Origin of the sequence: Arthrobacter sp. SLBN-100 (assembly GCF_006715305.1) — a bacterium.
Lineage (GTDB): Bacteria > Actinomycetota > Actinomycetes > Actinomycetales > Micrococcaceae > Arthrobacter.
In genome coordinates this window covers 689,854-702,275 of record NZ_VFMY01000001.1, presented here as the reverse complement: position 1 = coordinate 702,275, position 12,422 = coordinate 689,854, and the positions used below count along the sequence as shown (strand labels likewise).

The window sequence follows — 12,422 nt, the reverse complement described above, 5'->3', positions numbered from 1 at the left end:
CAGCCATGGCTGGGAACATCGACTGAAGCAGGAAAAACCCCTGAACGCCACGGGCGCAAGGCGCCTCCAGCGCGGGCCGCAGAACTCCGCGGGAGAGGGCCTGAATGATTCATTCATGAGATAGCAGAGTTACTACTGGTAACGGTGATTATTCGATCTGGAACTATTCGGTCTCCCCGTGCGCCGCTACTGCCCGCGCCCGCTGGTGAAAGATTCTCCTAGCCGTGATCACTGGGCTACCCTGTGCAGATGTCAGTTCCTTCCGCCCTGATCGCAGGCGCGAGCATCGCGGGCCCGGCTCTGGCGTATTGGCTTAACCGCTCCGGCTGGCGCACGACGGTGGTGGAGCGGGCGCCGGCTTTGCGCACGGGCGGGCAGAATGTTGACCTCAAGGGAGCAGGGCTGCAGGTCATCCGCCGGATGGGGCTTGAGGAACGGGTCCGAGCCGTGCAGCCCGGCGAGTTGGGCGTGGAGTTCATCGGCTCGCGCGGCCAGGTGCTTGCCCGTTTTCCCGCGGCGACCCGAGCGGTATGAGCGTGACCGCCGAGGTGGAGATCTTGAGGGGTGACCTCGCCGAACTCCTTGTCGCGGCCACCTCCGACAGCACCGGATACCGCTTCGGAGACCGGATCACCGCGCTCAGGCAGGAAGGCGACGTCGTTCTGGCCAGCTTTGAGCACGCCCCCGCCAACGGGGCGTGGGTCCCCGCGGGGTCGGTGATTGCTGGTGTGAGTGGTTATGAATGAAGCGCTGCGCGGGCGAAGGCTTGCCCTGGCGCCTTGACGGTGTTTGCTTTGAGCCCGAAGCGGTCGTTGAAGATGCCGAGGTTCAGCAGGACCTCGTGGGCATCGACGAGGAGTGCTTGGACGGTGTTCGGTTCCAGTTCGGCTCCGGTGCGGGTGCTCCAGCCGAGTGCTCCGAGGCCGAAGGCGACGGCTTCAAGGTAGTGGGCCCAGCTGGTTCGTTTCCCTGCCGCGACTTCGAGCAGGAGTAACAGCGTCGCGTCGCGCTCGGAGTCATGGCGGTGCCGGTGGGCGATGGATCGTGCGAGGAAGAGCCACAGGCCTTTGGGATCATCGAGCAGCCGTTTGGCGGCGGATGTGAGGACGAGTTTGCCTTTGATTTTGCGGATCAGGCCGAGTCGTTGAGCGCTTTCGCGCAGCTGAAGGACGGGCAGGGTCTGGTCCTCGCGGTTGGCTTTGCCGATCCAGTCCTTGGCCCAGCCGAGCTCGGTCATTGCCTCGCGGACCACGGTCGGCGGTAGCCAGCCGGCAGCGGTGAGGGATAGACCGTCAGGCCCGATGCGGCGGGTGAGCCAGAGATAGGGGGCGGTCATCGTCTCGGCGACGTCTGCTTCGACCGTTGCGGGGCCGTCGAGGCCGGCGGCGTGCAGGTATGAACGGAATTCGCGTCGCAGGCCGGGAGGCATCCGGTTCGTGAGTTCCTGGGTCAGTGACTCGCTTCCGGGGCCATGTTCGTTGGCAGAGGGAGCAGGGAACAGCAGGTCGAGCTCGTTGTTCACGGTATTAATGTCCAGTTGTTCCGGGTCGAATTCCTGCCATGGCCCGGCTGTCAAGGCGACCCATGCCTTCAGGTCTTTGTGGTCTTCGTGGCCGGGGTCCGCGAGGGCGTCGAGGAGGTCATGGTAGCCACCGATGCCGCCGGAATCTTCCAGCGGCGCCCGCCTCGCCCCGTCCAGGAGCCGTGCCCTTGGGGTGTTGGCCGGGGCGGGGAGGCTTCCGGTGAGTTCGAGGCGGTGGATCCAGCCGTCTCCGAAATCGTATTCGTAGAACAGGGGACCGGACTCCGGGGTTAAGATCTGGCCCAGGGTCCAGTCCGTCTCCGGGAGGTCATCGTCAGAGTCTTCCATCAGGTCCAGGGGGACCCAGCGCCGCGGTTCGCGCACGATTCCGTTGACGGCACGCAGACGGACATAGGGATCGATGTCCGTGAAGGAATGCAGGTGTGAATCCCGCCAGCCAACGGCCGTTTGCAGGATCTCATGCACCCTGTCCATGGTTAGGGAAGGGTCGATCTCAAGGAGCCGCCAGATGGCTGGCTCGCTGCCCGCGATGGAGACTTTCATCCGCAGCAACATCGCACCGGAATCTGGATCTGGATTTCGTATCGTCACAGCACTATCCTGCCAGCCCCAGTGTTTGGGCGAGGCCACTGTCAACTGCTGATTGCGCCAACCGTCCCGCTGTATCAAAGTCCGTCGAATTCGCATCAGATGCGATTCCCCGAGTGCAGCTTGACATAATGTGGATTATCGGCGCTTTACCAGGAATCGCGAAAGGGGCCTGTCGGTGATCCGGGCACCGTGACTTGGACCAGCGCAAAGGCAGGCTCCAGCACACAAATCCGCAGGTCAGCATTGTCATATACCGGCTGCTCGTTAAGAATGAGTCAATGACGGTCTATGTGCGATCACTTGAAACTGCTGTCCCGAAAACGATGCTGATCCAGACGCAAGCCCGTGACGTGTTTGCGGCCCAGCCAGGTCTGACCCGGCTTGGTTCACGGCTGGTCAGCACCTGTTTTGACTCGGCCGCCATCGACACCCGTTTCACCGCCGTTGAAGAACTCACCAACGATTTGCGCTCCGACAGCCCGCAGTTCTACGATCCCGGGACCGGCCTGCTGCTGAATCCCAGCACAAAGGTCCGCAACGAGATTTTCGGCCGCGAGGCCACCAAGCTCTTTGTGGAAGCCGCGCGCGCTGCAGTCGCTGCCGCCCCTGAGCTCGATTTACTTGACATAACTCATCTCATCACGGTTTCGTGCACCGGGTTCTTCAACCCCGGCCCGGACTACAAGATCGTCCGGGAGCTCGGCCTGGATCCGGCGGTCCAGCGCTACCACCTCGGATTTATGGGCTGCTACGCGGCATTTCCCGCGCTCCGGGCAGCGAAACTGTTCTGCGAAGCGGACCCGAACGCGGTTGTCCTCGTGGTCTGCGCCGAGCTGTGCTCCCTGCACGTGCGCACCTCCAACGACCCTGACACCATTATGGGTTCGGCCCTGTTCGCCGATGGTGCCGCGGCCGCCGTCGTCACAGCCCGGAGCGGCTCGGAGGCACAGTCCCTGCTCCGGCTGGACCACTTCGAAACCGTCCTCACACCGGTTGGCGAGGACGCCATGGCCTGGAACATCGGCGACCACGGGTTTGAAATGGTCCTGGGGAATTACGTGCCGCACATCATCGATGACCACATCGTGGGCGCCCTTCAGCCCCTGCTGGCGAAGGACCCGGAACTGGCGGCGCTCCCCTACACGTCCATCCGCCACTGGGCCATCCACCCGGGCGGCCGCAGCATCCTGGACAAAGTCCAGTCCCGGCTCGGCCTCACTGACGAGCAGCTGGTCCCTGCCCGGGAGACGCTGCGCAATTACGGCAACATGAGCAGCTCGACGGTGCTGTTTGTGCTCAAGCACATCCTGGACCAGGCGCCCGAGGACGGCGGCGAACGGATCTGCTCCATGGCGTTCGGGCCCGGACTCACGGTGGAGACGGGGCTGTTCACCAAGCTGCGGCAGGCGTCTGCCGCAGCGCAGCCGAGCCAGGTGCCCGAGCATGCGGCGGCGACAGTTCCGGTTTCCTGAACCTCGTGGACCTACTGATGCGGCACCGGGCCGTCGGCGCCGTGGAACTGATGGACCGGCCGGACTGCGATGCCCGCCTCCTGGACAACACCTACCGCCAGTTCGGACTGGTCAACCGCGTGTTTTCCGGCTGGCGGAAGCTGTACGTGCGGGAACTTCGTCCGACGCTGGCGAAAAACCCGGCTCCCGCCACGCTGCTGGACATAGGCTCCGGCGGCGGGGACCTGGCGTACCGGCTCGCCGCATGGGCCCGCCGTGACGGGCTGGCCCTGAGGATCACCGGCATAGACCCGGACGCCCGCGCCGCCGCCTTCGCCCGTGGACGTCCGCCCCTGCCCGGGGTTGAATTCCGCCAGGCACACAGCGCGGACCTGGTCCGGGAAGGAAGCAGCTTCGACTTCGTCATCTCAAACCACGTGCTCCACCATCTTTCGGCCGGTGAACTCCAACAGCTCCTTTCCGACTCCGCGGCCCTGGCCAGCCGGAAGGTCCTCCACAACGACCTGCGTCGCAGCCGTGCCGCCTACGCCCTCTTCTCTGCTGCCGCACTGCCTTTCCGGCATTCTTACATCCGCGTTGACGGCCTGACGTCCATCCGCAGGAGTTACAGCCCCGCAGAATTATCGGCAGTCGCTCCGCCGGGCTGGACAGTGGAACCTGCCGCGGCGTTCCACCAGCTTCTCGCCCTGCGCAGGAGCTGACGTGGCAACGGACGTCCTGATCATTGGCGGGGGTCCGGTGGGCTTGTACCTTGCCGCTTTACTGCTCCAGGACGGCGTGAGCGTCAGGGTGCTGGAACAGCGGCCAACAAGGAACCTGCACTCACGCGCCATCGGCATCCATCCACCCGCACTTGAGGCGTTGGACAAGGTTCAGATTGCCGATTCCGCGATCCGGGACGGCGTTCGGATCCGGGACGGGATGGCGGTCAGCGGCGGGAGGACGGTAGGCACCATGTCCTTTGGCGGAATCTCCGATACATTCCCGTTCGTGCTGGCACTGCCGCAGTTCCGGACAGAGCAGCTCCTGGAGGACCGTGTCTGCCAGCTCGACCGCCATGCAATCATCCGCGATGTGCGCGCCACCCAGGTCACGGACGACGGCGGACGGGTCACCGTCGTCGGGGAGGCCGGCGGGGAGGCCGAGGGCCGGGAGGTGGAGTTTGCCGCGTCCCTTGTGGTGGCAGCCGACGGCGCGCGGTCCCGGGTGCGCAACCTTCTGGGCGTGCCCGTGAACACCAGGAACTACCCTGACCATTACCTCATGGGCGACTTCCAGGACCCAGGGCCCTACGGCGAAAGGGCCGTCCTGTTCCTTGAGCCGGGCGGAATCGTTGAGTCCTTCCCCCTGCCGGGCGGTGTCCGGCGGTGGGTGGTGCGGCTGGGCCGGCCCGCGGGCGGTGCCGGGTCGGCCCGGCTGGCAGAGCTGGTGCGGGAACGGACCGGGATCCTTCCGGATCCGGATACCAGCACCATGGTGAGCGCTTTCAGCGTTCGGTCCGTCCTCACCGGCCAGATGGCGGCCGGACGGGTTGTCCTGATCGGGGATGCAGCCCACGAGATCAGCCCCATCGGCGGCCAGGGCATGAACCTCGGCTGGCTGGATGCCCAGGCCCTCTCCCCCCTCATCCGCGCGGCGTTGGCAGGCGGCGATAGACACCAGACCGACCGGCAGTTCAAGGAATTCGACGCCAACCGGCGGCAAGCTGCAATGCTGGCCAGGCGGCAGTCCGAAATCAACATGATGCTGGGACGCCCGCTGCCAAGGCCCCTGCTGACGCTGCGAAACCTGGGAATCAGCGCCGCGGCTGCCACCCCGGCAGTCAACCGCTGGGTGGCCCGGCGCTTCACCATGCAGTAAGCGGTGTGCAGTAACTGGTGCGCCGCCAGTTCGTCCGCAGTACCTACCGGTAGTAGCAGTCGTAACTGTCCTGGCTGAAGATTAACCCCTCGCGCACTTCAAACACCGACGATGTTCTGGCCCGGATCACTTCGCCCCGGTCCCAGTACCGGAGGTCCATCCGCAGCGTCGCAGACCAGTCGGCTTCGACAGCCACCCGGCCGCCCTCACAGGTGGTCCGCCGGATGACAAATGACTGGTCCGAGACCACATCTGAACTTTGGTCCGCTCCCGCCAGGACTTCGGGCAGGCTTCGGGTGGAGCCCTCGGGCGCCAGGAGGTGCGGGGCCTCCACCAGGACAAAGGAGTCCGCGAGGAAAGGCCTGATGCCGGCCGCTCCCCCGCCCGCTTCGAGGACGCGGATAAACCCCAGGACGCAATCCAGTGGTGAGGCAGCCAGTGCCGGGGTGTGCGTTGCCGAGGTGTCCAGTGCCGGGTCGGGCAGGGAGGAAGGGTCAGGCATGACATAGACACTAGCCGAGCGTGCGGGCGCCGCCCTGCCGTTAGGCTTTGCCCATGAGCCAGAGCACGCCCGGAACAGACCTCACTGCCGAACAGATCCGCGAAACCGTGGAGCGGATCGTCGCCGCCGGGACCCTTCCGCCCATCGTGCAGGCAGGCCACCCCGCGCTCCGCCAGCGCGCGGCAGCGTTTGACGGGCAGCTGTCCGCCGAGCTGCTCACCCGGTTGATCAACCTCATGCGCGAGGTGATGCACGAGGCACCCGGCGTGGGCCTCGCAGCACCCCAACTGGGGATACCGCTGCAGCTGGCTGTCCTGGAGGATCAGTTCGACGTCGATCCCGAGGCCGCTTCCCTGCGGCACCGCAGCCCGCTGGAGTTCCTTGCCGTGGTGAACCCCCGCTATGCGCCGCTGGGCCCCGGGCTTGTTTCGTTCTATGAGGGCTGTCTGTCCCTCAATGGCCTGCAGGCAGTGGTTGCCCGCCACGAAGCAGTCCTCCTCGAATTCCAGACTCCGGACGGACTGTCCACCCGGCGGGAGTTTTCCGGCTGGCAGGCCCGCATTGTCCAGCATGAGACGGACCACCTCAATGGTGTGCTGTACGTGGACAAGGCCCAGCTGCGGTCGCTGAGCAGCAACGCCGAATACGCGGCGCACTGGGCGGAAGCAGGCATCCGCAAGGCGCAGCAGGGGCTGGGTTTCGACGCCGGCCCCGCGGGCATCAGTGGCACCTGACCTTCCCGTGCCGGACACCGCTAAAGAACACCGCTAAGAGCACCGGACAGCACACCCATAGGATGGTTCCCATGCCCTCCACCACCGACCTTCCGCTGCTGTGCCCGGTGTGCTCGAATCCGCTGGACCTTCTGGGGACGGCCTCGGGCCAGGACCGCCTCACCTGCCCTTCCGGCCATAGCTTCGATGCGGCCAGGCAGGGATATTTCAACCTGCTGGTGGGTAAGGGGACGGCCTTCGAGGCCGACTCGTCCGCCATGGTCCAGGCCCGCTCCGACTTTCTGGGGGACGGCCATTACCGGCCCCTTGCCGACGCGGTGGCAGCCGCCGTCGTACCTTTCCTCCCGGCAGGCCGCGCCGCCGTGCTGGACTCGGGAACGGGAACCGGGCACTACCTTCGGGTTCTGCTCGATGCTGCGGCAGCCCAGGACCGGAAGGTGGCTGCCCTTGGCCTGGACATCTCAAAGTTCGCCCTCCGCCGTGCCGCGCGCCTCAATCCGGAGGCTGTGAACCTGGTCTGTGATATCTGGCAGCCCTTACCGCTGGCGGACGACTCGGTGGACGCCGTCACCGTCATCTTTGCGCCCCGCAACGCCCCGGAGTTTGCCCGGGTGCTGCGGCCGTCCGGGCGGCTGGTGGTGGTCACGCCCCGGAGCGGGCATCTGGCCTCCCTTGCTGCGGTCACCGGAATGCTCGGCATCGAGGAGGGCAAGGAGGCGCGGCTGGCCGAAGTGATGGGTGGGTATTTCGACGCCGAAACGGCCTCCGCCGTCGACATCCCCTTGAAACTGACCCGCGCGGAGGCAGCAGGCCTGGCCTTTATGGGACCGGCAGGACACCACCTGGACCGCGATGCCGTTTCTGCGCGCCTTGAGGGACTGCCCGAGCCGATCATCACGGAAGCGAAGTTCCAGGTGCTGGTCTTCCGCCCCAGGAAACGTGCCGCCACGTAACGAGTTGGCTACTATCCGCAGGCTGCCTGCATGAGCGGCCCACAGCTGACAGGGCAGCACTAAGATTGAAGGACAGTTACTGGCGGGTGCGCGTCCGCGGCTCCCCGTAGCAAAGGGGGAGAACTTGTTCGAATGGCTGGGGGAAAACTGGTGGGCCCTGTGGCTCACGGCTTTCCTGGCGTTTGCAGTGATCGAGATGATCACACTTGACCTGTTCTTTATCATGCTCGGTGGGGGAACCTTGGCCGCGCTGGTGGCCGACTTCGCGGGCGCAGACCTTTGGCTGCAGATCCTGGTCTTCTGCGTCGTGTCACTGCTGATGATCGCCTTCGTCCGGCCCGTGGCCCTCGCCCACCTCAAGCTAGGCCCGTCCGACCAGCGGACCAACGTGGACCGGCTGATCGGTGAACACGCCCTGGTGATGGAACCTGTGTCGTCTGACGGCGGGCTGGTCAAAATCGGCGGTGACATCTGGACTGCCCGTTGTGCCGGCGGCGTCCTTCCCGCCGGGCAACGAGTTGTGGTTTCCGCCATCGACGGGGCAACGGCAGTGGTGTCCGCCCCGCCCGAAGCTGCGGGCCAGCCTGAAACAGCCTGATCAATTGGGGAACAAGGAGATGTATGGATAACGCCGGAGGAACTGCATTGGCTATTGTGCTGGTAGTCCTGATCGTGTTTGTGATTATTGTTCTGGTCCGTTCTGTGCGGATCATTCCGCAAGCGCGCGCCGGCGTCGTGGAACGGCTGGGCAAGTACCAGCGGACGCTAAACCCGGGACTTACCATCCTGATTCCGTTTGTGGACCGGCTCCTGCCGCTGCTGGACCTCCGCGAACAGGTGGTGTCATTCCCTCCGCAGCCGGTCATCACCGAGGACAACCTGGTGGTCTCCATCGACACCGTGGTCTACTTCCAGGTCACCGATCCACGGGCTGCCACCTACGAAATCGCCAACTACATCCAGGCAGTGGAGCAGCTGACCACCACCACCCTGCGCAACGTGGTGGGCGGCCTGAACCTCGAAGAGGCACTCACCTCCCGGGACCAGATCAACGGCCAGCTGCGCGGTGTACTGGATGAGGCAACGGGCCGCTGGGGCATCCGCGTTTCCCGCGTGGAGCTCAAGGCCATCGACCCGCCGCACTCCATCCAGGACTCAATGGAAAAGCAGATGCGCGCGGAGCGGGACCGGCGTGCCGCCATCCTGACGGCCGAAGGCACCAAGCAGTCGGCCATCCTGACCGCCGAGGGCCAGCGGCAGGCGTCCATCCTGGCAGCGGAAGGCGATGCCAAGGCAGCCATCCTGCGTGCTGACGGTGAAGCGCAGGCCATCCAGAAGGTCTTTGACGCCATCCACAAAGGCAACCCGGACCAGAAACTGCTGGCCTACCAATACCTGCAGACCCTTCCCAAGCTGGCGGAAGGCTCCTCCAACAAACTGTGGATCATCCCCAGCGAAGTTGGCGAAGCCCTCAAAGGCATCGGTAATGCCCTGGGCGGAACCACCACTGAGACCGGCGTTGCCGGACTGTTCGATGAGGTGGGAGCCAAGCCCTCCGAGCCCTGATCCGGTGCCCGGCCACGCCGATGGAGGGATCCGCAGCAGCTGCGGATCCCTTCATTTTGGCTGACGTGGCATGGCACGCGTATAATTGGGTATTTGTCTGGCAGGAGTAGATCCGCCGGAACAACCAAGCTTCGCAATGCGTTGAATCTAAAGATGCAGCACAGTGCACAGAATAGTCCGGAGGCGCTTGCGCCACGGCTAGCGCGGGTTCTACACCGCGAACCGACCAGAGGGAGAAATCATGAGCGATCGCAGCCTGCGGGGCATGCGCCTTGGCGCGCAGAGCATGGAGACCGAGTCCGGAGTCGAGCCGGCTCCGCGCCAGCGCGTCGAGTACCGGTGCGAAGACGGCGAGCAGGTCTTTGTCACCTTCTCCTCCGAAGCGGAGATTCCTCCGGTGTGGGTTTCCAAGACCGGCAAGGAAGCGCTCCTGGTTGACGGCGAACGCCCGGACACCAGCAACGATAAGGCAGTCCGCACTCACTGGGACATGCTGCTGGAACGCCGCTCCCTGCCGGAACTGGAGCAGATCCTCGAAGATCGCCTCACCATCCTGCGTGAACGCCGCGGAGAACGCCGCTCCGCGTAACACACCCTGAATACGGAAATGGGCCGTCCCGCACAGTATGCGGGACGGCCCATTTGGGTTAAGGACACCTGCTTTTAGTACAGGACTATTGCCGGGCTGGCACCTTCTTGCGGGTGAGGGTGTTCCAGCGTGCCTGGAGTCCCCATCTCGTAACGTTGACCATTGCCTCCACCACGATGTTGCCGCTCATTTTTGAGGCGCCGAGCTCGCGCTCCACGAAGGTGATGGGGCGTTCCTCGATCCGCAGCCCCATCCGGGACACCCGCCAGGCGAGGTCCACCTGGAAGCCGTAGCCCACGGAGTCCACCTCGTCCAGGTTCAGCTTTTCGAGCGTGGTCCTGCGGAAGGCACGGTAGCCGCCGGTGACGTCCTTGATCTTCAGGCCCAGCATCAGCCGGGCATAGGTGCTGCCCACCCGTGAGATGGCCTGCCGGTAAAGCGGCCAGTTCACCACGCTGCCGCCCGGGACCCAGCGCGAACCCATGGCAAGGTCGGCACCCTGGTCAATGGCTTCAAGGAGCTGGGGAAGCTGTTCGGGCTGGTGGGAACCGTCTGCGTCCATCTCCACCAGCACTTCGTAGCCGGCGTCCAGGCCCCACTTGAAGCCGGCGATGTAGGCGGCGCCGAGGCCTTCCTTGCCCTTGCGGTGCAGGACGTGGACCTGGGAATCCTTGGCGGCGATCCCGTCGGCGAGCTGGCCGGTGCCGTCAGGGCTGTTGTCATCCACTACCAGCACGTCCGAGGCCGGCACCGCTGCACGGAGCCGCTGCAACGTTATGGGCAGCGATTCCAGCTCGTTGTAGGTAGGGATGATCGTAAGGACGCGCACAGAAAGCCTTCCTGGGGGGAGCAGTCGGTGCACCCGCTGGCCAGCGAAACCGCCGGCGGGCGCAGCTACCCATTATAGAGCGCCGGGCAACGGGGTCAGGAACGCAAGGCAGGACTCGCGAACAGCTCCAGGCCATCCCGCACGGTCTGCAGGCATACCGGGTCCGTACCGGTGTCCAGTGCAGGCAGCAGGGGTGTCCGCGCCCTCGGGTCGGTGCTCCAGGATTGGACCCGGCCGTCGGCCACCTGGACCATCAGTTCCTCAACCTCCCAGACGGCGAAGCTGGCCGGAGCGCCGGGCACCAGCTGCCCCGCCATGGGGTTGGAATACCGGGCCGCCCGCCATCCTGCCCGGGTGTGTCCCAGGAACGCTGCGCGCGCCGAGATCCGTTCAGCCTCATTGTGGTGCTCCAGGCACGCCCGGACGCTTGACCAGGGCCGCAGCGGCGTCACAGGGCTGTCACTGCCGAAGCAGACAGGAACTCCGGCCGAGTACAGGCTCGCAAAGGGGTTCATGGCTTTGCTCCGCTCCCCCAGCCGCTTCTCGTAGAGGCCGCCGGCACCACCCCAGGCAGCATCAAATCCAGGCTGGGCACTGACGGTGACGGAGTAACGGGAAAGGGTTTCCACCGCCGCGGCGTCCACCATTTCCACATGTTCAAAACGGTGGCCGGCAGCCCTGATCCGCTGCTCCCCCACCTCGGCAGCCGCAAGTTCCAAAGCCTGCAGGGCGGCGTCCAGCCCGGCATCGCCAATGACATGGAAGCCGCCCTGGATGCCGGCGAGCGAACAGGCGGCCAGATGGGCGGCAGCCTCTTCCACGCCAAGGTACAGGCTGCCGGTTTCATCCGCAGCGTCGCTGTAGCCGGACCTCAGGGCTGCCGTCCGCGAGCCGATGGAGCCGTCAATGTTGAGGTCCCCCGCCAGGCCTCGGATCCCTGGGCCAAGCCGGCCAAGGATGCTGCGGGCATGTTCTTCGGATGACGCCAGTTCACCCCAGTACGGCAGTACTTCAGGCCTTGGATTGCCCCCTCCGGTGCGGTTGTTCCAGGTTTGCGCCAGGCGGAGGTCGTCGGGCCCGCCGATCTGCGGAGCGCCCATCTCCACCAGCGCCACGTAGCCGTGGGATGCGGCTTCGGCCAGGGCACGCTCCTGGTGGCGGCGGAGCACCTCTTCGGGGAGCCGGCGTGTTGCCTGCCGGGCAGCTGCATGGGCCGAGCGGCTGACCCGCGCACCGCCGTCGTAACCCTCAACGCCGCGAAGCGCGGCACTGCCGGCCAGCGACGACGAAACCAGGGCGGAGTGCACGTCAGCCCGGGAGAGATAGACAGCCCGGCCGCCGGAAGCCCGTTCCAGTTCCTCCGCGCTCGGCAGGGCCGGGTCAGCCCAGGTGGTTTCGTCCCAGCCGTGACCGAGCACGGGGCCGCCGCCGGGGGCTGCGGCCACCGCGTCCAGAAGTTCCTTGGCCGAGGAAACGCCCTGCAGCGCCAGGGAATCCAGGGCAATGCCGGTTTCCGTCAGGTGGGTGTGGGAGTCAACAAAGCCCGGCGCGACCAGGGCGCCGCGGAGGTCGATGATCTCCATGGAGCTGTCAGCGATGGATGAAGCCGCCTGCTCCGACCCCACCCAGGCCACCGTGTCACCGTCCACCAGCATGGCGGTGGCAAAGGGGTCTGCTGCTGTGTAGACGGAGCCGTTGCGGTAGAGCACGGGACTGGTGGCGGGGTGGGATTGGGGCAGTGGTTGATTGCTGGGCATGGGAAGGCAGACTCCTGGAGATCGTG

The 12,422-nt window shown here is 65.5% G+C and carries 14 protein-coding genes; 10 read left to right on the top strand and 4 right to left on the bottom strand.

Translation table 11 applies throughout. The annotated features are described in order from the left end of the window. The first annotated feature begins 249 nt into the window (after positions 1–249). On the top strand, positions 250–534 hold the full coding sequence (locus FBY31_RS03270) for an FAD-dependent monooxygenase (protein WP_200833296.1): 285 nt from the start codon (positions 250–252) through the stop codon (positions 532–534). A gap of 14 nt (positions 535–548) precedes the next feature. After that, on the top strand, positions 549–746 hold the full coding sequence (locus FBY31_RS22955) for a hypothetical protein (protein WP_200833295.1): 198 nt from the start codon (positions 549–551) through the stop codon (positions 744–746). On the opposite strand, the gene FBY31_RS03265 is transcribed toward FBY31_RS22955, so the two are convergent. Next, positions 737–2,086 carry a plasmid pRiA4b ORF-3 family protein gene (locus FBY31_RS03265; protein WP_235012918.1) on the bottom strand — a complete coding sequence of 450 codons (1,350 nt, stop codon included), beginning with the start codon at positions 2,084–2,086 and terminating at the stop codon, positions 737–739. The genes FBY31_RS22955 and FBY31_RS03265 overlap by 10 nt on opposite strands. Positions 2,087–2,412: 326 nt before the next feature. On the opposite strand from FBY31_RS03265, the gene FBY31_RS03260 reads away from it, so the two are divergent. From FBY31_RS03260 to FBY31_RS03250, 3 genes are read left to right on the top strand one after another with little or no spacing between them, the layout of a single operon-like run. Continuing rightward, entirely contained in the window at positions 2,413–3,606 is a 1,194-nt protein-coding gene (locus FBY31_RS03260; protein WP_142036818.1) for a type III polyketide synthase, read from the top strand. Between the two features lie 17 nt (positions 3,607–3,623). Next, positions 3,624–4,307 carry a methyltransferase domain-containing protein gene (locus tag FBY31_RS03255; RefSeq protein ID WP_142036816.1) on the top strand — a complete coding sequence of 228 codons (684 nt, stop codon included), beginning with the start codon at positions 3,624–3,626 and terminating at the stop codon, positions 4,305–4,307. Between the two features lies 1 nt (position 4,308). Continuing rightward, on the top strand, positions 4,309–5,466 hold the full coding sequence (locus tag FBY31_RS03250; RefSeq protein ID WP_142036812.1) for an FAD-dependent oxidoreductase: 1,158 nt from the start codon (positions 4,309–4,311) through the stop codon (positions 5,464–5,466). 43 nt (positions 5,467–5,509) lie between these two features. Here the strand turns inward: FBY31_RS03250 and FBY31_RS03245 are convergent, their stop codons facing one another. Continuing rightward, positions 5,510–5,968 (bottom strand): nuclear transport factor 2 family protein, encoded by a 459-nt coding sequence (locus FBY31_RS03245; RefSeq protein ID WP_142036810.1) that lies wholly within the window; start codon positions 5,966–5,968, stop codon positions 5,510–5,512. A gap of 53 nt (positions 5,969–6,021) precedes the next feature. Between FBY31_RS03245 and FBY31_RS03240 the strand changes: the two genes are divergently transcribed. From FBY31_RS03240 to FBY31_RS03220, 5 genes are all read left to right on the top strand, one after another. After that, positions 6,022–6,702, top strand: coding sequence for a peptide deformylase (locus FBY31_RS03240; protein ID WP_142036807.1), 681 nt, complete (start codon positions 6,022–6,024; stop codon positions 6,700–6,702). A gap of 71 nt (positions 6,703–6,773) precedes the next feature. Further along, complete coding sequence (locus tag FBY31_RS03235) at positions 6,774–7,655, top strand: putative RNA methyltransferase (protein ID WP_142036804.1); 882 nt, start codon at positions 6,774–6,776, stop codon at positions 7,653–7,655. A 124-nt stretch (positions 7,656–7,779) separates the two neighbouring features. Then, entirely contained in the window at positions 7,780–8,253 is a 474-nt protein-coding gene (locus FBY31_RS03230) for an NfeD family protein (RefSeq protein ID WP_142036801.1), read from the top strand. 23 nt (positions 8,254–8,276) lie between these two features. After that, positions 8,277–9,221 (top strand): SPFH domain-containing protein, encoded by a 945-nt coding sequence (locus FBY31_RS03225; RefSeq protein ID WP_142036798.1) that lies wholly within the window; start codon positions 8,277–8,279, stop codon positions 9,219–9,221. Between the two features lie 241 nt (positions 9,222–9,462). Beyond that, positions 9,463–9,810, top strand: a complete 348-nt coding sequence (locus FBY31_RS03220) for an RNA polymerase-binding protein RbpA (RefSeq protein ID WP_013600997.1) — start codon at positions 9,463–9,465, stop codon at positions 9,808–9,810. 85 nt (positions 9,811–9,895) lie between these two features. Here the strand turns inward: FBY31_RS03220 and FBY31_RS03215 are convergent, their stop codons facing one another. Continuing rightward, a complete protein-coding gene (locus FBY31_RS03215; RefSeq protein WP_142036796.1) occupies positions 9,896–10,639 on the bottom strand; it encodes a polyprenol monophosphomannose synthase in 744 nt (247 codons plus the stop codon). 95 nt (positions 10,640–10,734) lie between these two features. After that, the gene (locus FBY31_RS03210) at positions 10,735–12,396 is read right to left on the bottom strand and encodes an amidohydrolase (RefSeq protein ID WP_142036793.1); all 1,662 of its coding nucleotides are present in this window, start codon (positions 12,394–12,396) and stop codon (positions 10,735–10,737) included. Between the last annotated feature and the right edge of the window lie 26 nt (positions 12,397–12,422).